Here is a 22,635-nt window from a genome sequence, read left to right as displayed (position 1 = left end):
CTCGTCTTCTGTATTCAAAGCACATGAAAAATTTAGTGGTCGTAACCGCCCTGACGTTGGCTTTCCTGGGCCTGACTTATGGAAGCGCCCTGGCCCAGGGCGCCCCCGGCTCCACCGGGCCACAGCCCGATGATGAACCTACCGATGTCCCGCTGGACGGCGGGGCCTCCCTACTGCTGGCGGGTGGGGCAGCTCTGGGCCTGCATAGGCTGCGCCAGCGCCCCACTCGCTGAGAAGCCACGCCCGGTTATTTCTACCAACGCCCTTTTTTCATCCGTGGAAAAGTGGCGTTGGCGCGTCGGTAGTTGCCCAGTTACGCACTCATCCGATAACGGCCGCTCAACACGAAGGGCTTTGTAGCGGAGGCCGGTTTCGGCCCAGCGCCACACAGCGGCCAAGCCGTGACGCACACGTGATGGTTCGATATGCAGGGCCGTCTTATCCTCCCCAGCCAGCCTGCCCGAGCAGGGGCACGAAGCGAAATTCCTCGAAGTCCTCGCGCACGAAGCTTTCCTCCGACTCCCGCACCACCCGCACCATGCGCTGGCTCTGTTCCGTGCCCACCGGAATTACCAGCGAGCCGCCCACGCGTAGCTGGCGCAGCAGGGGCCGGGGCAGCGAAGGCGAGCCAGCCGTAACGATAATCTTATCAAAGGGCGCCTGATCGGGGAAACCAATGCTGCCGTCGCCGCAGGAGAGATGGGCGGGGCGGTGCAACTGCGCGAGCAGGCGCTGGGTGCGGGCAAACAGTACCGCGTTATACTCGATACTCCAGACGTGGGGCGTGAGCTCCAGCAGCACGCAGCACTGGTAGCCCGAGCCCGTCCCGATTTCCAGCACCCGGTCCTGGGGTTGCACCTGCAGCAGCTGGGTCTGGAAAGCCACCGTGTAGGGCTGCGAAATTGTTTGTCCCTCCCCAATGGGGAAGGCCTTGTCCTGGTAGGCATGCTCCCGGAAGCCGGGCTCGAAAAACAGGTGGCGCGGCACTTGCTCCAGGGCGCGCAGCACGCGTTCATCGTGAATACCCTTGCGGCGCAGCTCCGCCACCAGGGCGCGGCGCTGGCCACGGTGCCGGTACGTATCGGAAGCCGAAAGAGCAGATTGCGGGGTCACGGAGAATGCGCTTACCTTTGCAGACCCGGCGGGCGCTGTTCAGGTATGAGAAGCGCGAAACTACCGTTTCCGGGGCATAAAAACCACTGGTTTGGCCCCTTCAGGGCCTTTTCGTTGCTTACGTTGTCTGTCGCTTGATTCGTACCCTGCAGAAGCTCAAACTCATGGCCACCGACTTTGGGTCGGCTCTGCTGGCCTGGATGGGCTTTTACCTCCTGCGCAAATACCTTCTTAACGAAAGCTTCACACCCCGGGAAGAGTTGCTCACCCTGCTGGGTTCGGCCCTGCTGATTGCCTTGTTCTGGATGCTGCTCTACGGGCTGATCGGCGAATACCGCGACATTTTCCGCAAATCGCGCCTGGGCGAAATCATTCGGCTGGCCCGGGTGTCCACGCTGGGGGCTTTGGTTATCTTCTTTGCTCTGCTGCTCGACGACGAGGGGGTGAGCAACTACCGGCTGTACTACCGCACCATCTCGGCCTATTTCCTGCTGCACTTCACCATTTCGGCCATTTTGCGCACCTGGGCCGTCACCAGCGTGCAGCGGCTGGTGCGCAGCGGGGTGATTACGTTTAACACCCTTATTGTGGGAGCCAATGCCCTGGCCCGCGACGTGCGCCAGGAGCTGGTGCATGCCACCCGGTACCTGGGGTTGCGCATCATCGGGTTTGTGTCGGTGGGCGAGAGCATCGACTCGGCCTTGGCCGCGGCGCTGCCCCGGCAGGGGCACTACCAGGAACTGCCCGAGCTCATTGAGCGGCTTAACGTAGAGCAGGTTATCATTGCCACAGAGCCCAGTGAGCACCTGCTCATTCAGGAAATTCTTACCCTGCTGGAAGGCACGCCCGTGCGCATCAGCATCCTACCTGACCTCTACCAGATGCTGCTGGGCTCGGTGAAGGTCAACCACCTGTTTGGCACCCCGCTTATCGAAATCAAGCAGGATTTGCTGCCCGTGTGGCAGGAAGTAACCAAGCGGGTGCTAGATGTGGTGGGCTCCTTACTGTTTCTGTTGCTGGCCTGGCCGGTGTATGCCTTTACCGCCGTGATGGTGCGGCTTTCCTCGCCGGGCCCCATTTTCTACTCTCAGGAGCGCATTGGCAAGGCCGGGCAGCCGTTCCGCATTTATAAGTTCCGCTCGATGTACGTGGATGCCGAGCGGCTGGGGCCTTCACTTTCTTCCCAGCACGACCCGCGCATCACGCCCTGGGGGCGGTTCATGCGCAAGGTTCGGCTGGATGAGCTGCCCCAGTTCTGGAACGTGGTGAAGGGCGATATGAGTTTGGTAGGACCGCGGCCCGAGCGGGAGTTCTACATCCGCCAGATTATGGCCGTGGCCCCGCATTACCGCCACCTGCACCGCGTACGTCCCGGCATTACCAGCCTGGGCCAGGTGAAGTATGGCTACGCCGAAACCGTGGAGCAAATGGTGGAACGCCTGAAATACGACATCCTCTACATCGAAAACATGAGCCTGGCCATGGACTTCCGCGTCATGCTCTACACCCTCAAAATCATTGTGGAAGGACGCGGAAAATAATGTGCTGATGTGGTTGAATGTGCTTCGCTCCGCTAATGTGCCAATGCTTTGTAAAGTAAAATTGCACCGTTGAACAATTCAGCATTCCGTTGATTAGCACATCAGCACATTTTCCACATTAGCGCAGCGCAGCACATTTAAACCACCTTAACGAAGTGTTCACCGGCATTATCGAAACCCTGGGTACCATCACGGCCGTGCGCCGGGAAGAAACTAATATTCATTTCACCGTAGAATCCAGCTTCGCTCAGGAGCTGAAAATCGACCAGAGCGTGGCCCACGACGGGGTGTGTCTGACGGTAGTAGCCGTAGATGGCATGGCCGGTACGCACGTTGTCACGGCCATCGACGAGACCCTGCAGAAAACCAACCTAAGCCAGTGGGAGCCGGGCCGCCGTATAAATCTGGAGAGGTGCCTGGCCGCCAACGGCCGCTTCGACGGCCATATTGTGCAAGGCCACGTGGACCTTACGGCCGAGTGCGAGTCGGTGGAGGACCAGCACGGCTCCTGGGTGTTTCGCTTCCGCCACGAGCCGGGCCCCGGCCGCGTAACGGTGGAAAAAGGCTCTATCTGCGTGAATGGCACCAGCCTCACCTGCTTCAATAGCACCGACGACGGCTTTTCCGTGGCCATCATTCCCTACACCTACGAGCACACCACCTTCCAGGACCTGCGCCCCGGTCACCGCGTCAATCTAGAGTTCGACATTGTGGGTAAGTACGTGGCTAAATTGCTAGGCCGGTAAAGAAAACCGCGAGCCGCAAACTGCGTAACGGTAGGAGTATCAACTCCTACCGACATGTCAACCAAACGTCAGTTAATAGAGCCTACTCCTGGTGACAAGCGCTACGTGCGCCGCGACAAGGAAGGCAAGTTCACCAGCTCCGCCGATTTAAACCGCTCGTTGTCCGGCGACGACCGGACCAATTCTAAAGTCACCAGCAAATCTGGCCAAGGTGACAAAGGCGACGGGCACACCGGCAACCGCAAGCCCGCCAAGTAACTTTTGCTCAGGATTTACCAATAAAAAAGGCTCCGCGCGACCGTGCGGAGCCTTTTTTATTGAATCGATTTAGGAAGAACCTACGAGTCATGCTGAGCTTGTCGAAGCATCTCTACCGCTTCGTTGGAAGAAGGAGACGAAGCGGTAGAGATGCCTCGACAAGCTCAGCATGACGTCCTGTATAATTTTCTACGCCTCCGCCCCTAGCAGCGGCCACCAGCGCCGGGCCAGGTGCCGGAACGCCAGGGCGCAAAGCCAGGCCATGAGGGAACCCAGCAGCATACCCGCCAGTACATCGGAAGGGTAGTGAGCCCCCAGGTAGATGCGACTGTAGCTGACCAGGGCAGCCCAGATAAAGAGCAGCACCTTGGCCGTGCGGTAGCGCCGGGGCAGCAGAATACCCAGAAACACCGCCAGCGCAAAGGCATTGGCCGCGTGCGAGGAAAGAAACCCGAACTGCCCGCCGCAGCCGTTTACCAGGTTCAGCGTGGCTGAGAGGTCGGCGTCGTGGCAGGGGCGCAGGCGGGCAAAGTAGGGCTTGAACAGGCGGCTGGAAATGACATCGGCCAGCAGCACGCTCAAGCCCAGCAGGGGCAGCAGCAGGGTGGCGCGCCGGCCGTAGAGGTAGCACAGCACCACCACCAGCACGAAGTAGGCCGGAAACCAAACCAAACGTTCGGAGAAAAACACCATCCAGGCATCCAGGCGGGCGGTGTGGCGGGAGTTGGCGGCTACCAGCAGCCAGCGGTCCAGGTGTTGGAAAAACTCAATCAAACCGTGGCAGGGGGGATGGTTAGCCAGTCAAGGCCCGGGCGCAGCCAGTGCTGGGTGGCTTCTTCGGGGGAGCCGGGCTCGATGGGAAAATTGTAGTGCCACTCGGCCTGGGGCGGCAAGCTCATCAGGATGCTTTCGGTGCGGCCGCCGGTTTCCAGCCCGAAGCGCGTGCCCCGGTCGATGGCCAGGTTGAACTCGGCGTAGCGGCCCCGGCGCATCAGCTGCCACTGCTTCTGCCGCTCGGTGTGGGGCCGGCCGGCGTTCTGACGTAGCAGTTCACAGTAAGTGCGCCCGTAGACCTCGCCCACGCTGCGTACGAAGGCAAACAAGCTCTCCGCATCTGCCTCCTTGCCTACAATCAGCCGGTCGAAGAAGATGCCGCCGATGCCGCGGGTTTCCTGGCGGTGGGGCAGGTAGAAGTACTCATCGGCCCACTGCTTGAAGCGCGGGTAGTAGGCCGGGTTATGCTGGTCGCAGACCTGCTTGATTTGCGCGTGAAACCAACGGGCCTGGGTTTCATCCACGTAGATGGGCGTCAAATCCAGCCCGCCGCCAAACCAGGCTTCCCCGTTGCCGGCCTCGAAGTAGCGCACGTTCATGTGGGAAATGGGCACCAGCGGGCTGCCCGGGTGCTGCACCACCGAGACGCCCGTGGCAAAGTAGTTGGGGTCGGGCATGAGCAGGGTGCGGGCTGCCGCCTCACTCATACGCCCTTCCACGGCCGAAAAGTTCACCCCGCCTTTTTCAATGATCTGGCCACCCGTGAGTACCCGGCTACGGCCCCCGCCCCCGCTGTGGTGGACCCAGGCATCTTCCCGAAACACGCCCATGCCGTCGGCCGCTTCCAGTTGCTGGCAAAGCCAGTCCTGAAATTGGCGCATCCACTGCTCCACGGTGTCGCGGAAGCGGGGCTGAGCGGTGGGCGTAGGGAAGGAGGCGGTGGGCGTAAAATCCATGGCGGCAAGGGCAGAATCAGCGGGCAAAGGTAGAAATTTCCGGCGCTGCCACTCTGCCAAAGCGCAACGGGACGGCTCTGGTAATTCAGTTGGCTGCGCGAATGTGCCGGGCAGTAAAGTAAAACCGACGGGTAGGCGTCTGTACCGTTGAAAGCCGCTTTTTACGGCTCCTGTGCTATGCTGCAAGTATTGGGGAAGAACCCTTCCCGCCAAGTGAAAGACCGGTTTACCGGGTTATCAAATTACCAGAACGGCCGCTTTGAGAATTTAGAAGGCGTACGTTTCAGCCCCAGCGAAGCCCCAATGGGCAAGATGCTGGTAGATTTCCTGCGTAAGCCCCGCACCGTAGCGCCAACCGGGCCCCTGCCCACGGTACGCACCAATTTGCACCTACCCGCTACGGACCAGCCCACGGTCGTTTGGTTTGGGCACTCGTCTTACCTGATTCAGGCCCACGGGCTGAATATTCTGGTGGACCCCGTGTTCAGTGGGGCTGCCTCGCCCTTCTCGTTTGCCGTGCGCGCCTTTGCCGGTGCCGATGTCTACTCGGCCGCCGATATGCACGTCCTTGATGTGCTGGTGCTCACCCACGACCACTACGACCACCTCGACTACGCTACCGTGGTGGCCCTGCGCGAGAAAGTACGTCACGTGATTACGCCCCTGGGCGTGGGCAGCCACCTGCAGGCCTGGGGCTACGCGCCCGAGCAGATTACCGAGCTGAACTGGCACGACACGGCCACGCCGGTGCCGGGTGTGCAGCTCACGGCCACGCCGGCTCAGCATTTCTCGGGCCGCAGCCTGCGCCCCCGGCAAACCCTGTGGGCTTCGTACGTGCTGCAGCTGGACGGGGCGCGCCTGTTTCTGGGCGGGGACAGTGGCTACGGCCCCCATTTCCGGGCCATTGGCCGGCAGTACGGCCCCTTCGACCTGGCTTTGCTCGAGAATGGTCAGTACAACCTTAGCTGGCACCCCATTCATATGCTGCCCGAGGAAACTGCCCAGGCCGCCCTGGACCTGGGAGCCAACATGCTGCTGCCCGTGCACTGGGCCAAGTTCACCCTGGCCTATCATCCCTGGAATGAGCCCGTACAGCGGCTATTGCCCGCCGCCGAAAAAGCCCAACTGCCCGTCACGGTGCCCCGCATCGGGCAGCCCTACACTATTGGCGGACCGGTGCTACGGGACGTTTGGTGGCTCAATAACTAGCCGAAAGCAAGCCAAGCACGGCCAGTATCCGGGGTAACATCCTACGCCAGACGCTTGCGCATCAGCAGCAGCTCCAGCGGCTGGCGCGGAAGGCCAAAGCGCGTGTCGGTGGGAAAAGGCAGGGTTTCGCCGGTGCGCTGGAAGCCATGCCGCTCGTACCAGGCAATCAGCTCGGCGCGCACCGTAATGACGGAAATCAGAATGCCGGTGCAGGAATGGGCGCGGGCGTGGGTTTCGGCGGCGGCCAGCAGCTGCTTGCCGATGCCCAGGCCTTGCTGCCCGGGCTCCACGGAAAGCATGCCAAGATAGAGGTCGGGGAACTGGGGCTTTAGGTAAACGCTGCCGACGAGCTGCCCGGTGTTGGTGCAAGCCAGCAGGAAGGTGGCACCGGGGGCAGTGCGCAGGGCTTGAAGGTCCTCGGCGTCGGTGCGCTGCCCGTCGAGCAGGTGGGCTTCGGTGGTCCAGCCCTGGCGGGAGGCGTAGCCGCGGTAAGCTCGGTTTACGAGTTCCACGAGGGCCGGAATGTCAGCGGCGGTGGCGGGCGAAATGCGTAGTTCGGCAGTCATGGGGGCAAAGATACGGCCTTCGGGGCCCTGTCTTCCGTGGCAAAGGCCCGGTTCGTACCTTCGCCCCGGCATTACCCCACCCACCCCTTATGCTCCCCCAAGCCACCCCCACGCTGGAAACCGACTTCACCCACGCCCAGCCCAGCCGGGCCACCCTGCGCCAGGCCTACCTGCTCATGCGCACGGCCGATGAAATGGCCCGCCTCTACGAGGAAAACAAGGCTGTAACGGCCAAGTACGTGCACGCCACGGCCCGCGGCCACGAGGCCATCCAGCTGGCCGCGGCCTCTATTCTCGGCCCCCAGGACTACGCCGCGCCCTACTACCGCGACGATGCCCTGCTGCTGGGCATGGGCCTGAGCCCCTACGAGCTGATGCTGCAGCTGCTGGCCAAGCGCGACGACCCGTTTTCCGGCGGCCGCACGTATTACAGCCACCCTTCCCTGCGCCGGGCCGGCGTGCCCACCATTCCGCACCAAAGCTCGGCCACGGGCATGCAGGCCATACCGGCCACCGGCATGGCCCACGGCATCAAGTACCTGGAAAGCCAAGGCTTGAACGCCCTGATGCCCGACCCCCGGGACTTTTACGAAAGTAACCAGCCCATTCCGGGCCTCTACGGGCTGCAGGCGTCGGAATTGGCGGCTCCGTTGGTGCTCTGCTCCATTGGCGACGGCGCCATGACCGAGGGCGAAGTAAGCGAGGCCCTGCAAATGGCGGCCCTGCATCAACTGCCTATCATCTACCTGGTGCAAGACAACGAGTGGGGTATTTCGGCTACCGGCCGGGAAATGCGCTCCATGAATGCCTACGAGTTTGCAGCGGGCTTTAAGGGCCTGCACCGCCTGCAGTTTGATGGGGCCGATTTTCTGGCCAGCTATGCCGGGATGCGGGAGGCCGCCGGCTACGTGCGCCAGCGGCAGGGGCCGGTGCTGGTCCACGCCCGGTGCCCGCTGCTGGGCCACCACACCAGCGGAGTGCGGCGCGAGTGGTACCGCGGCGACAACCTCGCCCACCATACCACCCAGGACCCCTTGCCGCGCTTCCACCAGCAGTTGCTGGAACTGGATTTCACGGAGCAGGCGCTGCAGGCGCTGGGGGAAGAGGCCCGCGCCACCGTGCAGGCCGACTACCAGCGGGCCCTGGCCGCGCCCAACCCCGACCCGGCTACCTTTGCCGACCACGAGTTTGCGCCGCCAGTCGTGACCCAGGAAGCCGGGGAGCGAAGCCCGGCCGGCGCCGATAAAGCTCTAATGGTGGACGCGGCCCTGCACGCGGTGGATGATATCCTGCGGGAATTTCCGGAGGCATTGTTCTACGGCCAGGACGTGGGCGGGGAGTTGGGCGGCGTGTTCCGCGAGGCGGCGCTGCTGGCCAAAAAGTACGGCGACGCCCGCGTGTTCAACACGCCCATTCAGGAAGCTTACATTGTGGGCAGCACGGCCGGCATGAGTGCCGTAGGAGCCAAAGCCATTGTCGAAATTCAGTTCGCCGACTATATCTGGCCGGGCCTGAATCAATTGGTGGAGGAGCTGAGTAAGTCGTGCTACCTTTCCAACGGGCAGTTCCCGGTGCAGAGCCTGATCCGCGTGCCCATTGGGGCCTACGGCGGGGGCGGACCCTACCATTCAGGGTCCGTCGAAAGCACGTTGCTCACCATTCGCGGCATCAAGGTGGTGTACCCCAGCAATGCCGCCGACATGAAGGGCCTGATGCGCGCCGCCTTCCTCGACCCCAACCCGGTGGTGATGCTGGAGCACAAAGGCCTGTACTGGAGCAAGGTGCCTGGCACTGAAGACGCCAAAACCGTGGAGCCTGCCCCAGGCTACGTTATTCCCCTGGGCAAAGCCGCCATAGCCCAGGAAGCCAGTCCGGAGAAGCTGGCCAGCGGCGAAACCTGCGTGGTAGTTACTTACGGCATGGGCGTACACTGGGCCAAAACGGCCAGCCGCCAGTTTGCCGGACAGGTGGAAATTCTGGATTTGCGCACCCTCAACCCGCTCGACTGGGAAGCTGTGCAGGCCGCCGTGCAGCGCCACGGCAAAGCATTGGTGCTCACGGAAGAACCCTTGCTCAACTCGTTTGCCGAAAGCCTGGCCGGCCGCATCCAGCGGCACTGCTTCCGTCAGCTCGACGCGCCGGTGTTTACGCTGGGCGCGGCCAACCTGCCGGCCATTGCCCTGAACGTGGAGCTGGAAAAGCAGATGCTGCCCAACCCCGACAAAGTAGCCGCCGCCCTCGGGGAGCTGCTGGCGTATTAGCCCAGACCACCACTGGCCCAAAAGGAAGCGGCTCCTGCATTAGCAGGAGCCGCTTCCTTTTGAGAATAAAACTGAATAAGGGCTTCAACGCCCGGGCCCAAGCGGCGTGTTAGGTAGCACCAGATCAGAATGGGTAGCCAATACCCACGTTGAGCGTAGGCGTATTCAGCCAAGGCTTGGCATCGTTGCGCCAAACGGCAAACCGGCGGATAGCCCATTTATCCCCTGGCACGGCCGTGGGGTCGTATACCTTAGTGGCTATATCCAGCCGGATGATGAGGAACGTAAGGTCGAAGCGAATACCCAGCCCGCTGCCTACCGCAATTTCCCGGTAAAAGCGGTTGGCCGAGAAATTGGCCCCTTCGCGGGGGTCGTCGGGACGCAGGGACCACACGTTGCCAAAGTCCGTGAAGAAGGCCCCGTAAATGTAGTCGTAGATGGGGAAGCGGTATTCCACGCTGCCTTCCAGCAGCAGCTCGGCGGGTTGCTCCACGTTCTCATCCTGAATGAGCTTGCCGCGGCTGTCGTACTGAGGTTGGCCGTCTTTGGTGAGAAAAGTAGTATACGAGCCGGGGCCCAGGCGGCGGGGGCGCCAGGCCCGCAAGCTGGAGCCGCCGCCCGCAAAAAAGTACTTGTCGTAGGGAATAACGAAGGAAGAACTGGTTACGCCATCGGCCGTGAAGGTGGTGCGGGTGAGGGCATGCGCCACGCCGGTGTTCAGGCGCCAAGCCAAATAGGTGAGGGGCGTGAGCTTGTAATACCGGCGGTAGTCGGCATTGAAGCGCGCGTAGTCCAGCACCGGGATGCCAGCCAGGCGCGGGTCACCCGAGGCTGGGTCGGGTTGAGTGTAGAGCTGCCGACCCAGGCCGCCCAGCTCCGCTACCACCCGAAAATAAGCGGCGTTACGCGTCTGGTTGAAGTCGTTGCTGTTGTAGAGGGACGTGGCGCTGGCGCTGGGTACCAGCTGCCGGCCAAAGCTGCGCAGAATGGCCCCGTTGTTCGCCAGCGTACCCAGATAAGCCTTAAAATCAGGGTCGATTTTGCTGGTATTCAGCAAGCTGATGTTGAGGGGCGTCACCACGTACTGCTGATAGGCGCTGCGCTGCCATATGTAATCGTAGCTGCCTTCAAGGTTGGTACGGGTATAGTCCGGCCGCTTTACGTAGGTGTACGACGTCGAAACCCGCGTTTTGGGGTTGTAGCGCGTGAGAAAGCGGTTGGTCTGCCAGGGCACCAGAAACTGGGGCAAAATCAGGCTCACATTGCCCCCCAGCTGAAACGAATAAACTCCTTTCGGGCTGTTGCTGGTGGGATTGGGCACCTGCCGGTACTGGCCTTCCAGGCCCGCCCGCAAACTGGTTTCCAGCACCTCGGCCCCGCCAAACAGGTTCCGCGTTTTCACCCTGATATTGGCAAACGGGCCCACCAGCAAGGCCGAATAGGTAGCACCCAGCTCGGTGGTTTCCTGGAATTTTTTCAGCGGGGAAGCGTAGATGTTGGCGTCCAGCCGGGCCAGGCCACTGGCGCTGTCGCCCTGCACTTTCTGATACGTTACGGTATTAAACCGGAACATATCCAGGTCGGCCAGCTGGCGCTGGGTGGTCTGGGTGTTGAGCAGGCTGTAGCGGGACCCGGGGCGCACTTCTACGCGCTGGTTCAGCACCTTCGAGCTGTAGCGCTGCCGGTAGGCCAGGAAATTGACCGAGTCGCGCCGCACGGTGTCGCGCTTCACCCCAAAGCGGGTAGTGCCCGCGTCGGTAAACACGTTCACCCGCCGCACGGTGTACACCTTGTGCCGCTCGCCGGGGCCGGGGTTGGCTACGATGGTGCGCAAACGCACGGTGCCGGGCGCAAAGCTCGTGTCGGCTTCCAGGGTCACGTACTGCTGGCGAAAGTCGTAGTAGCCCGCGTTTTTCAGCAGGGTTTCCAGCCGCGACCTTTCCAGGCCAATGGCTTCCTCGTTGTACCGGTCGCCGAGGTGGAGCAGGGAGGTGGAGCTGCCCGCCAGCACCACCGCCGCCACGGCCGTGTCCCCAATGTGGTAGTCGAGCTGGGCGTAGCGGAAGGGCTGATTTTCCGTTACCGAATACGTTACGCTCACCCGGCGGTCCGTGGTCTTTTCGGTGGCACGCACCTGGCTGCGGAAAAACCCCTGGGACCGGAGAAACACGGCCATCTGCTCGGCCGTGCGGGTCGTGAGCAGGGAGTCGTACACCACCGGGGCCTCGCCAATGCGCATCAGGGCGTTGCCTTTGGTAAGGGCCAGCTGGTGGCGCTGGGTGTGTTTTTCCCGCTTCAGCAGCAGCTGGCCCACCGTCACGGAGTCGCGGCCAGCCAGCCGAATCAGGGAATCATACTTGGTGCGCTCTTCTTCCAGCTGGCGCCGCAGCCGCTCGGGGTTGTAAAACGACTGCCCCAACTGATAGATTGCTAGCTTTGGGAGCGGAAACCGGGTATTCGGCTTTTGCTGGTACAGGGCCTGCAGCCGGTCGGTGCTGGCTTCCTTCACGCCTTCCAGCCGCACGCGGTAGAGCAGGTTTTGGCCGGGCTGCAACAGCCGCGTGGGCGAGCAGCCCAGTAGTAGGTTCAGGCTCAGACTCAGCAGAAGTAAGGAAAAAACTCGCCGGGGCGCAGGCAGCACAACAAAGAAATATGGTGTCAAAAGCAGTTGTCAAGTACGTACACGCGTTGCAGCAGAAAAAGTATCGGCTGCGGCACGGCGCCTTCCTGGTAGAAGGCGGCAAGAGCGTGCGCGAGTTGCTAAGTTCAGGACTTCTAACGGAACGCGTGTTCCTTACTGCTGAATTTGCGGCAAAAATCGGGCAGGAGCTGCCCACCGACGTGCCGGTGGAAATCATTTCGGAGGCGGAACTCACCCAGCTGGGCACCCTTAGCACCAACAACACCGCCCTGGCCGTGGCCCGCATTCCCGCCGAGCCGGCCCTGCCCCCCAGCGCCGCGGGCTTGCTGCTGGCCCTGGATGAAGTGCGCGACCCCGGTAACCTGGGCACCCTCATCCGGCTGGCCGACTGGTACGGGCTGACGGGCATCGTGTGCTCCGAAACCTGCGCCGACCCGTGGAACCCTAAAACCGTGGCGGCCACCATGGGGTCCTTCACGCGGGTGCACATCTGGCAGCGGGAACTACCCCAGTGGCTGGGCACGCTCCCGGGCGCCACCCCCATCTACGGCGCCGACCTGGCCGGCGACAACGTGCACCGCCTGGCGCTGGCTCCGGAAGGCGTGCTGGTGATGGGCAGCGAAAGTCACGGCCTGCGACCCGAAGTGCACGCCCGCCTCACCCGTCGCCTGCACATTCCCGGGCGGGGCGGGGCCGAGAGTCTTAATGTGGCCGTATCGGCCGGTATCCTGCTGGATAACTTTTTCCGGCAGCTGTGAGTAGCAGTCGTTAGTGAGGCGCCACACGCTTGGCAGAGCGGCGGCTGATTCGGCAGGCCGGCACTTTGCAGGCGTGTCTACGGTGGTTTTACCCGGCGGCCACGGCGCGGGGAGCTGGCGCGTTTACCTGCTCGTGCCACTGCGCTTTATCGACTCCTTTTAGCAAAAGCCATAGGCAGAAGGCTGATTCGCCAACCAAGGGCAGCACCAGCACGCCGGGCAAGAGGATAGCCGCCAGCGCCGGGGCGAACAGCGCGGCAAAGCAGGCGACCAGATAACCCAGGCCTGCCACCTGCAGCAGGGTCCCCAGTACCCGCGGAAAATACCCCGACTTCCGAATCAGGTAGCCGTTGACCAGGCAGGTTAAGCCGAAAAAGATCAGGGCGATATTAAAGGAAATGTCATGCGTCCTTAGCGCCAGATTGGCCAGTACAGGCAGCTGGTGGGGGCCAAAGGCGCTGGCGTACTCCGGATTGCTCAGAATAGGTAGCACCAGCAGCATAAAGACCTTGCTAACGGCTTCCACCGACAAGGAAACCACATTCAGGAGCACCGCCAGCAGCACCAGGCTTTTGCTGACGGGCCGCAGCAGCAGGTATTCAATCCAGAGTAGGGGCACGGCAAAGAGCACCAGCAGCACGTTGCCCGCCACGCCCAAACGCCAGAGCGCCGGCGAAGCCAGGATGTGACGGGCCGTGGCAACGGCATCACCACCTACCACCAGTTTGCTGGTGACGAAGCCTTCGGCGAAAGCGCCAAACAGGATAATGGCCAGGTACAGCGCCCCGCCAAGGCGGGCATAGAACTGGGGCGAGGATGCAAAGGAACGGGCAGTCATAGCGTCGGTTTGTGCAGGTGTAGGGGCAGAAAAAAGCCGTTCGGGGTCTTATTGCTACCCGAACGGCTTTTGCTATTGGTAATTGACCAGGAGTATGTGGTCAGGGCTGTGAGTTATTCGAGCAGGGAGATACCGAAGCTCAGCGTCTGGCCCTGGGGGCCGCGGTTGGCCTTGAAGGTGTCGTTCAGGTTGTATTTCACGAACAGGTCGATGTTGCGGATGCCGATGGTGCCCTGCACGCCGTACTGAAAATCTTCGAGGTTGTAGCTGCCGCGGTCCTTGTCTTTGCGGGTGCGCCCTTCGCTTTCGTACTTCAGCTTGGTGTGGGCGCCCAGGCGGTAGCCCACAAACCCACCCGCGCCGATGCGGAAGGCATTCCGCCCTTTATCATCGTCGAAGTCGAGGACGGCCATCAGGGGCAGGTTCAGGGTGGTCACGGCCAGCTTGCTTTTCTCCAAACTCAGCGTGGGCTCTTTCGTCGGTGTAGTCACCCCGTTTACGTCCAGGAAGCGGAAGTTCTTATCGAGCATGTAGTTGTTGAAGGCCAGCTCCGGGCCGGTAACCAGGTGCAGGGGCGAGGCTTTGGCACCTACCCGGATATCGTAGTGCCAGTTCAGGCTTACGTAGCGGGAACCAACCGGGCGCAGGTCGAAGTTTTCGCCGCCCACCAGTGTGGGCCGGTTTACGAGGGTGTTCAGGCCCAGGTCCAGGCTGAAGTCCTGGTGCACGCGGCGGTTGCGCTTTTCTTCCTGGCGGGCCCGCCGCTCCACGTTGCGGATGGAGTCTTCCGAGACCGAGCGACCGATGTGCACCGACACGCCATCGTCATTGTCGGAGTCCTTTACCGTCACGCCCATTTTGCCCAGCATCACGTCCACCCGGTCGGTTTTAGCGTTGCCTTTGCCGTCCTGGCTGCGCACTGTCACCCGAATCTGCTCGGGGGCATTGGTGCCGGGGCGCTCCTTGGCGGGGTAGAATTCTAGGGTCACCTGGTCGGTCTTCGAGTTCTGGCCCGCCGCCTCGGCCTGGGTGATGTAGGCATCGAGCAGCAGCATCAGGGAGTCGAGCTTGTAGGTGCGCATCTGGCGCAGCTGCTCTTTATTTTTCACGTACAGGGTCATGGTGGCCTGGTTAGGCAGCTTTACCATGATGGTATCATCGTTGGCGGGGGCAGAAGAAGCAGCCAGGGAGCGGCCGGGCGCCAGCACCGCCAGCAACAGGAAAGCCAGCAGAGCAGAAAAGCGTTTCATAGCTGAAAAGAAAAAGAAACTGTTAGAGTTGAATTGTTTTGGAGAGGGTGCGCCCCGCCACGCGGGCTTGCACCGTCAGGGTTTCCGGCAGGCCGGCGTCGGCCAGGCTCACCTGGTCGCCACGCACGGCGTTGCGCACTTGCCGGAGAATGCCTCCCAGCCGCGGCCGACGGTCGGGAGCGGCGGCCGCAAGGGCCACCGGCGTTTCTGCCTGGCGGTGTACTTCCACCTCAATCGGGCCGACCGGAGCGGCCGTAGTGGGGGAAGGCGTTGCCGAGGCAATGAGGGTTTGCTCGGGAGCTGGCGTAGCAGGGGCCGACTGATAACGCTCCGGTTGCGTATCGGGCCGGCTTGCTACGGCCACGGCCGGAGCAGAAATAGCGGAGGTGTTAGGGGCCACGGAGTGGCTGGGGCGGGGGGATTTGGTTGCCGAGGCGACCAGGCGGGTTAAAGCAGTAGGCCGGTCTGCGGGGGCTTTCTGAGCTTCTGGAGTGGTAGATGCAGGGGTTGCGGAGGGCGTTGCCTGGGCAATTATTTTTTCTTGGGAAATCTGCGGCTCCTGCTGGTCTGCGTCTACTTTGGTGGCCGGCATACCGGCCGAGGTGGTGTTAGCGGCCAGGGTGCCCTCAGCGCCCGTGGTGGGGCCCTGGGGGCCGCGCAGCAGCCAGCCTGCGCCCACCATTAGCAGCAGGGCAATAGCGGCAGCCATGGAGTATAGCCACATCACCGGGCGTTTTTTCTGCTCGGGCTGCAGCTCCGCTTCCAAGCGGCTCCAGAGGTCGGCAGGCGGCGTGGGCGCGTGGCCCTGCAGGCGCTGCCGAAACAGCTTATCAATATCTTCCGGTTGCATACAGTTCTTTCGGTTGGGTGGAGGAGGATACCGCTACCGTATTGGCGGCGGCAATGCGGCGCTGCAACATGGCGCGCGCCTTACTCAGCTGCGACTTGCTGGTGCCCTCCGAAATGCCCAGCAGCTCGGCAATTTCGGGGTGGGTGTAGCCCTCCAGCGCGTAGAGGTTGAACACGGTGCGGTAGCCGGCCGGCAGCTCGGCTAGCAATGCCATCAGGTCATCGGCATTCAGCTGACTTTCGGCTTCGGCCGCGGTGGCCGGCACGTCGTAGGTCAGGTCGTCGATGGCCAGGTGCAGGGGCTCCTTGCGGCGCAGCTGCCCCAGGGCCTCGTTTACCATGATGCGGCGAATCCAGCCTTCAAACGAGCCTTCGTGGCGGTACTGCTCCAGGGCCCGGAACACTTTCACAAAGCCCATGAGCATTACCTCCTCGGCGTCGTCGCGCTGACGCAGGTACCGCAGGCACACGCCCAGCATCAACCCCGCAAACCGCTCGTAGAGCAGTTTCTGGGCGCGGCTGCTGCCTTGGCGGCAAGCGGTTATGAGTTCAACCTCGGTCACAGCGTAGTAGAGTTTTGGAGCAAATAGCGGGCGTTTGGCAGGGTAGATGCGAAGCCGTAGCGGACCGTTGCCTGACCAGGTAAAATTAATGTGCTTCGCTTCGCTAATGTGAGAAATGTGCTTTTGAATGTGCTAATGTGGGAAATGTGCTGATGTGCTTCGCTAATGTGGAGAATGGGCTGGTGGGAGAGGGTGCTAGGAAGGAAAGCGTGGCCATATGTCCCAAGCAAGGCCAGACCTTTTTTATGTCAAAAAAGCCCTTCCCTGTACCTAACAGGAAAGGGCTTTCTGGAAAAAGGCTTGGTAAGAGAATAAACAGGCGAAGTCACCCGCAACAAAGCAACCTCAATCCATTCTCCCCATTAAAAAACCACATCAGCACATTTTTCACATTAGCGGAGCGCCCCACATTAGCGCAGCGCAGCACATTAAAACTAGTACTGGCCTACGCTGAGCATCACGAGCGTGCAGGCTTCTTCGGTCTCGATGCCGCGCTGGCGGGCCAGGCGCTCCAGCTCGGGGTTCTCAGTGCCCGGGTTGAAAATAATGCGCTTGGGCTGCAAGTCCAGGATGTAATCGTACCAGGCGGGCTGGTTTTGCGGGCCTACGTACAAAGTCACGGTGTCTACATCGGCGGCAGCGGGCCGCTCGGTTTCGATGGGCAGGCCGGCCACCTGACCTTTCCGAATGCCGACGGGCACTACTTCGTGGCCGTGGCTTTTAAGCTGGTGCACGGCCCGGTAGGAATAGCGGGCCGGATTGTCGCTGGCGCCAAGAACAAGGGTCTTTTTCATACTTGCGGTTTTTAGCTATCAGCTACTAGCTGTTGGCTGTTAGCGCTATGGGGGAATTAGAAAAACTACTCGGGCAGGTTTTGTTGATTTGGGCTCTGTTGAGGGAAAACTAGGCGTAATACGCAGAACTCCCGCCCAAGGCCGCCGTTAACACAGCTAACAGCTAACAGCTAACAGCTAACAGCTAACAGCTAACAGCGGCAAAAGCGGCTTCCGCGCACCGTTCTCCATCCATGGCGGCCGACACGATGCCGCCCGCGTAGCCGGCACCCTCCCCACAGGGGAATAGGCCGCGCACCTCCGGGTGCTGGAGCGTGTCCCGGTCGCGCGGAATGCGCACGGGGGAGGAGGTGCGGCTTTCCACGCCCACAATTTGAGCGGCGTTGGTGGCGTAGCCCGGAATCTTCTGGCCGAAGTTGCGGAACCCCTGCCGCAGCCGCTCCGACAGCCCAGCGCCCAGCACCTCGTCCATAGGCACCGAAACCAGGCCGGGCTGATAGGACGTTTCCAGGAGGGCCCCGGAGGATTTCTTCTTCAGGAAGTCGCCCAGCAGCTGGGCCGGAGCCAGCTGAGTGTTGCCGGCCACCTGGCAGGCCTGCTGCTCAATCTGCTGCTGCAGGCGCAACCCGGCCAGGACCCCGTGCTGCCGCAGGTCCATATCCTCCAGCTCAATAGCCGTGACGATGCCCGAGTTGGCAAAGCGCGAGTCGCGGCGGCTGGGGCTCATGCCATTCACGACGACCTCGCCGGGCGCGGTGGCGGCGGGCACGATAAAGCCGCCCGGGCACATGCAGAAGGAAAACACGCCCCGCTGCCGACCCTGCCACTGGGTTTGATGAACCAGGGCGTAGGAGGCCGCGGGCAGCGGACCCCGCTCCCGCATCCGGTACTGGGCCTGGTCGATGAGCTGCTGCGGATGCTCGACCCGCACGCCCAGGGCAAAAGGCTTGGCTTCAATGAGCACGCCCCGGCGGTGCAGCAGCTCGTAAATGTCGCGGGCCGAATGGCCGGTGGCCAGAATCACCGCGTCGGCCGTGAGTTCCTCCCCAGCCGCCGTAATTACTCCCCGCAGGTGGTTTTCGGCCAGTACCAGATCATCTACCCGCGTATCAAAGCGCACCTCGCCGCCGGCTGCCAGCACGGAGTCGCGCAGGGCCCCTACAACGGACGGGAGCTTGTTGGTGCCAATGTGGGGGTGGGCATCGACGAGAATATCGGGGGTGGCGCCGTGCTGTACCAGCAGGCGCAGAATCCGCTGCACGTCCCCACGCTTGGTAGAGCGGGTGTAGAGCTTGCCATCGGAGTAAGTGCCGGCTCCACCTTCTCCAAAGCAGTAGTTGGAGTCGGGGTTCACGATGTGGTCTTTGTTGAGGGCCGCCAAATCGCGGCGGCGGGTGCGCACATCCTTGCCGCGCTCCAGCACCACCGGCTTCAGGCCTAGCTCGATGCAGCGCAGGGCCGCAAACAATCCGGCCGGGCCGGCGCCCACAATCAGCACAGAGCGCCGGGCCCGGCTGACATCGGGGTAGGTAAACCAGGGACCAAACAGGTCGGCGGGCGGCGGGCCGGGGTAGATGGCGGCGCGCAGGCGCACCAGGGGCTGCCGGCCGCGCGCGTCAATCGAGCGTTTGCGCAGGTGCACAAAGTCGGCCTCGCCGGGCTGGAGGCCCGCGGCCTGCAGCAACGCGCGGTAGCGGGCGTATTCGTGGTAGGCTACCTCGGCGGGCAGCAGCACCTCAACTTCTTGGGGAGTAGTCATGGGAGGGGTGAAAGGGAGTTAGCCTTCAAACCAGGTAAAACGAGCCGCAAACTTACGAAAAGCCCGGGGCTCTATACGCCAACAACCCCAGCGGCACCGGCGGCTGGGGTTGTTGGCGGAATGTGGGAGCGGCTACGACTTGGCTACCGGCTCGTGGTGAATGTTCTGCTTTCTGGGCCAGAACTGCTCCATCGATGTGTTGAAGGTGTGCAGCACGTGGGCCCGCACTTCGCCGGAAGGATGGCGCAGCAGCTGCCCCAGCATATGCCGGTACATTTCCGTCGTTACCTCCAGGCCCCGGGCACTTACCAGGCCGTGGTGCAGCAGGTCGCAGTTGGTGGCCACGGAATTAGCCATGGAGTCAGTAAGCTCTTCGCGAGCCTTATCCGCTTCTTTAAATGATTGTTCCAAACGGGCGTTGAGCCGTTGGTTATGCGGCTGTTCCATACAGTGAGAAATCGGGAAAAGAGGTATACGCAAGCTCCACAACGGGCCAGGATACCAGAATGGTTCAATATATAGTAGAACGATAATAAGGCTGTTGAGGTTGAGTGGGTTCCGGGCCGGGCTGTATGAGGGGCTCCATCGGCCGGCAAAATATCCCCCTGGCTCCGGCTCAAAACAGCCGCCGGGAGTAGTGCTACGCGCAGGAAACGCCGCGGCTTCTTACCTTGCCTGCTTTCACCTACTGGATATTCTATGCCGCCTGTTGCTGCTGCTGCGCCGTTTTCAGCCCGTCTGCGCTCCATCGTGAGCGGCTCTATCGGCAACTTGGTGGAATGGTACGACTGGTACGTGTACTCGGCTTTTGCCTTGTACTTTGCCCCAGCGTTTTTCCCGGCCGGCAACCAAACGGCCCAGCTCCTGAATACGGCCGCTATCTTCGCCGTGGGCTTTCTGATGCGCCCCCTCGGGGGCTGGCTGCTGGGCGTGTACGCCGACCGTCACGGCCGCAAAGCTGCCCTGCTGCTCTCCGTGCTGCTCATGTGCGGGGGCTCCCTGCTCATTGCCCTCACGCCCGGCTACGCGCAGATTGGGGTAGCGGCCCCGGTGCTGCTGGTGCTGGCCCGCCTGCTGCAGGGGCTGAGCGTGGGCGGCGAATACGGCACCTCGGCCACCTACCTGAGCGAAATGGCCGGGGCCCGGCATCGGGGCTTTTTCTCCTCCTTCCAGTACGTGACGTTGCTGGCCGGGCAGCTGCTGGCCCTGCTGGTGCAGCTGGCTTTGCAGGCCCTGCTCACGCCCGCCGAGCTGGCCAGCTGGGGCTGGCGCGTGCCGTTTGTGCTGGGCGCGGCCGCGGCGGTGTCGGCGCTGTATCTGCGCCGCAACATGGCCGAAACCACCGATTTTGTGCAACAGGAGGCTACTCCGGACGCCAAACTCAGCAAGCTGGCGCTATTGCTCCGCCACCCCCGCGAAATCCTGACGGTGGTGGGCCTTACCCTGGGCGGCACGCTGGCGTTTTACACCTTTACCACCTACGCGCAGAAGTTTCTGGTGAATACGGCCGGTTTCAGCAAGGCCCAGGCCACGCTGGTGTCCTTTGGGGCGCTGGCCGTGGCGTTGGGGCTGCAGCCCCTGATGGGGGCCGTGTCGGATAGGGTGGGGCGGCGGCCGGTGCTGCTGTTTTTTGGGGTGGGCGCCACGCTGGGCACGGTGCCGCTGCTCACGGCCCTGGGGCGCGCCGGCAGCGTAGGTGCGGCCTTCGGGCTGCTGGTGCTGGCCTTATGCATCGTGAGTGGGTACACCTCCATCAATGCGGTAGTGAAGGCCGAGCTGTTTCCGACGGAAATCCGGGCCCTGGGCGTGGGGCTGCCCTATGCCCTCACGGTGGCGGTGTTCGGGGGCACGGCCGAATACGCGGCCCTGCTAGCCAAGCAGCAGGGCGTAGAATCGTTGTACTACTGGTACGTAACGGCCTGCGCCGCTATTTCCCTGCTGGTTTACTGGCGTATGCCCGATACCCAGGCCACCTCGCGCATGACTGCCGATGCCTGAGGCCAGGGCCCGGCCGGTGCAACCCCGCGAAACATCCTGTATCTTTTCGCCATTCTGTTTTACAAAACCCGTTTTGCTATGAAAAACATCCTCCGCTTCGGCCTCTTGTCTACCCTCTGGCTGGCTTGCCTGTTGCTTTCCTTCGGTAGCCTGGCCCAGGAAAAAATGCCCGAAGACAAGTCCAAGCGTCCGAGCCCGCCCGCCACGGCTACGGCCAAAACGCCGGCCGGCACCATCACCATCGACTACAGCCGCCCATCAGTGAAGGGCCGCAAAGTATTTGACGGGCTGGTGCCGCTGGGCCAGGTATGGCGCACCGGGGCCAACGAGGCTACCACGTTCACCGTCGATAAAAACGTGCTGGTAGAAGGCAAGGCCCTGCCCGCCGGCAAGTACGCGCTGTTTTCCATTCCCGGCGAGCAGACGTGGACCCTCATCTTCAACAAAGTAGCCAACCAGTGGGGCGCCTACGAATACAAAGAGGAGCAGGATGCCTTGCGCGTGCAGGTGCCCGCCAAAACGGCCGCTAACGCCACCGAGCAGCTCACGTTCCAGGTAGATAAGTCCGGCAAAGTGACGCTGCAGTGGGAAAAGGCCCAGGTAGACTTTAAAGTGACGGCCGCGAAGTAAGCAGGCTACTGAAACCAGAAAGCCGGCCCGGGGCAGCTTCAAGGATGAAGCGCCCGGGCCGGCTTTCTGGTTCTTGCCTCCCTTAGCGGCAATGTTCCTTTACAAGCTTGTGCACCTGCTTTTCTGCTGGTGGCTCCAGGCCCCATTGCAGCGCTAGGCGGAGGTTTTCACAAGCTCCGGGTTTATCATTCATTTTTAGTTGAAGCTCGCCGATAGTACCAAACAGCGGTGCTTTGTCGCGCGGTGGTACCAGCTTCAGGCAGGATTGCCAGTCGGCTATTGCGGCGGCATAGTTTTGCTGCTCGGTGTAGGCCAGGGCCCGGTTGGCATAGGCGCTGATATAGCGCGGGTTTAGTCGGATGGCCTCCGAGTAGTCGGCAATGGCGGCGGGGTAGCGCTTCTGGCCATAGGCAAGCCAGCCCCGGTTCAGGAAAGAAGTTGTGTCCTGCGGAGCGAGCTGCACGGCGCGGGTGAGGTAGGCGCGGGCTTTGGCCGTGTCCTGCTGCATATACCACCGCCCCGACCAAGCGTAGGCATAGGAATTATTGGCATCAAGGGCGAGAATTTTCTCGTTGGTGGCAATGGCCTCGGCATACTCCCGGCGCTGAGCGTGCCCGTAGGCTAAGTTACTGTAGTAGCGGATAAGGCCTTGGTTGTCCACGTCGTGCCGCTGGCCCATTCGTAGGTATTGCTCGGCCTCGGCTTTTCGCTGTTGGTGCTGCAAAAAGGCACTGAACCCGTAGTACACATCGGCCAGCGTAGAATCCAGTAGCCAGGCCTGGTTGAAGCGTTTAATTGCTGTAATAGGATTATCAGCTTTTAGATAGCTCCAGCCAAAACGAACGTACAGCAGGGCCGTTTCACGCGCGCTCCTGTTGCTGCGGCGCACCGCATCCTGAATAAACTCCGCGTCGGAGGCCAACTGCGCCGCAGTTTTTGGCTGACCACCAAAACGGGGCTGTTCGTTGATCGTGCCCGCTGGCCGGGATAATTGTGCCGGGGTAGGTTGGCGCCGGGCCTGGGCCAGCGTTAGGCTTGGTAGTAACAGAAAAAGTAGCAGCAGCTTCACAGGTAGATATTTAAAACGCTGATACCTACTACTTCAGGATGACAGCTAACAACCAGCAACCA

22 protein-coding genes are annotated in these 22,635 nt (G+C 61.9%); 9 read left to right on the top strand and 13 right to left on the bottom strand.

Features of this window, described 5'->3' with window-relative positions:
* The first annotated feature begins 23 nt into the window (after positions 1 to 23).
* The gene (locus tag HER32_RS00945) at positions 24 to 233 is read left to right on the top strand and encodes a PID-CTERM protein-sorting domain-containing protein (protein ID WP_232066333.1); all 210 of its coding nucleotides are present in this window, start codon (positions 24 to 26) and stop codon (positions 231 to 233) included.
* Positions 234 to 438: 205 nt separating this feature from the next.
* On the opposite strand, the gene HER32_RS00940 is transcribed toward HER32_RS00945, so the two are convergent.
* Positions 439 to 1,113, bottom strand: a complete 675-nt coding sequence (locus HER32_RS00940) for a protein-L-isoaspartate(D-aspartate) O-methyltransferase (RefSeq protein WP_168679769.1) — start codon at positions 1,111 to 1,113, stop codon at positions 439 to 441.
* A gap of 134 nt (positions 1,114 to 1,247) precedes the next feature.
* Here HER32_RS00940 and HER32_RS00935 point away from each other — a divergent pair, with 134 nt between their 5' ends.
* The 3 genes from HER32_RS00935 to HER32_RS00925 all read left to right on the top strand — a co-directional run bounded on the left by HER32_RS00935 (position 1,248) and on the right by HER32_RS00925 (position 3,658).
* Positions 1,248 to 2,654 carry a sugar transferase gene (locus tag HER32_RS00935; protein ID WP_232066332.1) on the top strand — a complete coding sequence of 469 codons (1,407 nt, stop codon included), beginning with the start codon at positions 1,248 to 1,250 and terminating at the stop codon, positions 2,652 to 2,654.
* 155 nt (positions 2,655 to 2,809) lie between these two features.
* Entirely contained in the window at positions 2,810 to 3,400 is a 591-nt protein-coding gene (locus HER32_RS00930; protein WP_168679767.1) for a riboflavin synthase, read from the top strand.
* A 54-nt stretch (positions 3,401 to 3,454) separates the two neighbouring features.
* Positions 3,455 to 3,658: a hypothetical protein gene (locus HER32_RS00925; protein WP_149071483.1), complete on the top strand. Its 204-nt coding sequence runs from the start codon at positions 3,455 to 3,457 to the stop codon at positions 3,656 to 3,658.
* Between the two features lie 189 nt (positions 3,659 to 3,847).
* Here HER32_RS00925 and HER32_RS00920 read toward each other — a convergent pair whose 3' ends face one another.
* Both HER32_RS00920 and hemF read right to left on the bottom strand, forming a co-directional pair.
* Positions 3,848 to 4,432 (bottom strand): phosphatase PAP2 family protein, encoded by a 585-nt coding sequence (locus tag HER32_RS00920; RefSeq protein ID WP_149071482.1) that lies wholly within the window; start codon positions 4,430 to 4,432, stop codon positions 3,848 to 3,850.
* Positions 4,429 to 5,388, bottom strand: coding sequence for an oxygen-dependent coproporphyrinogen oxidase (gene hemF / locus HER32_RS00915; RefSeq protein WP_168683177.1), 960 nt, complete (start codon positions 5,386 to 5,388; stop codon positions 4,429 to 4,431). The genes HER32_RS00920 and hemF overlap by 4 nt, the downstream gene beginning before the upstream one ends.
* A gap of 177 nt (positions 5,389 to 5,565) precedes the next feature.
* Between hemF and HER32_RS00910 the strand changes: the two genes are divergently transcribed.
* Positions 5,566 to 6,597 carry an MBL fold metallo-hydrolase gene (locus HER32_RS00910; protein WP_168679765.1) on the top strand — a complete coding sequence of 344 codons (1,032 nt, stop codon included), beginning with the start codon at positions 5,566 to 5,568 and terminating at the stop codon, positions 6,595 to 6,597.
* 41 nt (positions 6,598 to 6,638) lie between these two features.
* On the opposite strand, the gene HER32_RS00905 is transcribed toward HER32_RS00910, so the two are convergent.
* The gene (locus tag HER32_RS00905; protein WP_168679763.1) at positions 6,639 to 7,163 is read right to left on the bottom strand and encodes a GNAT family N-acetyltransferase; all 525 of its coding nucleotides are present in this window, start codon (positions 7,161 to 7,163) and stop codon (positions 6,639 to 6,641) included.
* Between the two features lie 89 nt (positions 7,164 to 7,252).
* On the opposite strand from HER32_RS00905, the gene HER32_RS00900 reads away from it, so the two are divergent.
* A complete protein-coding gene (locus HER32_RS00900; RefSeq protein ID WP_168679761.1) occupies positions 7,253 to 9,424 on the top strand; it encodes a thiamine pyrophosphate-dependent enzyme in 2,172 nt (723 codons plus the stop codon).
* Positions 9,425 to 9,548: 124 nt separating this feature from the next.
* Here HER32_RS00900 and HER32_RS00895 read toward each other — a convergent pair whose 3' ends face one another.
* Positions 9,549 to 12,065, bottom strand: a complete 2,517-nt coding sequence (locus HER32_RS00895) for a BamA/TamA family outer membrane protein (RefSeq protein ID WP_168679759.1) — start codon at positions 12,063 to 12,065, stop codon at positions 9,549 to 9,551.
* Positions 12,066 to 12,076: 11 nt separating this feature from the next.
* On the opposite strand from HER32_RS00895, the gene HER32_RS00890 reads away from it, so the two are divergent.
* Positions 12,077 to 12,823, top strand: a complete 747-nt coding sequence (locus tag HER32_RS00890; protein WP_168679757.1) for a TrmH family RNA methyltransferase — start codon at positions 12,077 to 12,079, stop codon at positions 12,821 to 12,823.
* 88 nt (positions 12,824 to 12,911) lie between these two features.
* Here HER32_RS00890 and HER32_RS00885 read toward each other — a convergent pair whose 3' ends face one another.
* From HER32_RS00885 to HER32_RS00855, 7 genes are all read right to left on the bottom strand, one after another.
* Positions 12,912 to 13,661, bottom strand: coding sequence for a DUF4386 domain-containing protein (locus HER32_RS00885; RefSeq protein ID WP_168679755.1), 750 nt, complete (start codon positions 13,659 to 13,661; stop codon positions 12,912 to 12,914).
* Positions 13,662 to 13,774: 113 nt separating this feature from the next.
* The gene (locus HER32_RS00880) at positions 13,775 to 14,911 is read right to left on the bottom strand and encodes a porin family protein (RefSeq protein ID WP_168679753.1); all 1,137 of its coding nucleotides are present in this window, start codon (positions 14,909 to 14,911) and stop codon (positions 13,775 to 13,777) included.
* A gap of 22 nt (positions 14,912 to 14,933) precedes the next feature.
* Complete coding sequence (locus tag HER32_RS00875) at positions 14,934 to 15,761, bottom strand: hypothetical protein (protein WP_168679751.1); 828 nt, start codon at positions 15,759 to 15,761, stop codon at positions 14,934 to 14,936.
* A complete protein-coding gene (locus tag HER32_RS00870) occupies positions 15,742 to 16,323 on the bottom strand; it encodes an RNA polymerase sigma factor (protein WP_149071472.1) in 582 nt (193 codons plus the stop codon). The genes HER32_RS00875 and HER32_RS00870 overlap by 20 nt, the downstream gene beginning before the upstream one ends.
* A gap of 434 nt (positions 16,324 to 16,757) precedes the next feature.
* Positions 16,758 to 17,117, bottom strand: coding sequence for a CoA-binding protein (locus HER32_RS00865; RefSeq protein WP_168679749.1), 360 nt, complete (start codon positions 17,115 to 17,117; stop codon positions 16,758 to 16,760).
* A gap of 184 nt (positions 17,118 to 17,301) precedes the next feature.
* Positions 17,302 to 18,876 (bottom strand): NAD(P)/FAD-dependent oxidoreductase, encoded by a 1,575-nt coding sequence (locus HER32_RS00860; protein WP_168679747.1) that lies wholly within the window; start codon positions 18,874 to 18,876, stop codon positions 17,302 to 17,304.
* 132 nt (positions 18,877 to 19,008) lie between these two features.
* Complete coding sequence (locus tag HER32_RS00855) at positions 19,009 to 19,233, bottom strand: hypothetical protein (RefSeq protein WP_168679745.1); 225 nt, start codon at positions 19,231 to 19,233, stop codon at positions 19,009 to 19,011.
* 342 nt (positions 19,234 to 19,575) lie between these two features.
* Here HER32_RS00855 and HER32_RS00850 point away from each other — a divergent pair, with 342 nt between their 5' ends.
* Positions 19,576 to 20,874: an MFS transporter gene (locus HER32_RS00850; RefSeq protein ID WP_168679743.1), complete on the top strand. Its 1,299-nt coding sequence runs from the start codon at positions 19,576 to 19,578 to the stop codon at positions 20,872 to 20,874.
* Between the two features lie 78 nt (positions 20,875 to 20,952).
* On the top strand, positions 20,953 to 21,504 hold the full coding sequence (locus tag HER32_RS00845) for a DUF2911 domain-containing protein (protein ID WP_168679741.1): 552 nt from the start codon (positions 20,953 to 20,955) through the stop codon (positions 21,502 to 21,504).
* An 82-nt stretch (positions 21,505 to 21,586) separates the two neighbouring features.
* Here the strand turns inward: HER32_RS00845 and HER32_RS00840 are convergent, their stop codons facing one another.
* Complete coding sequence (locus tag HER32_RS00840) at positions 21,587 to 22,573, bottom strand: tetratricopeptide repeat protein (protein ID WP_168679738.1); 987 nt, start codon at positions 22,571 to 22,573, stop codon at positions 21,587 to 21,589.
* Positions 22,574 to 22,635 lie beyond the last annotated feature (62 nt).

The organism is Hymenobacter sp. BT18, from assembly GCF_012273015.1.
Taxonomy (GTDB): Bacteria; Bacteroidota; Bacteroidia; order Cytophagales; family Hymenobacteraceae; genus Hymenobacter; species Hymenobacter lutimineralis.
This window is presented reverse-complemented; position numbering and strand designations above follow the sequence as displayed.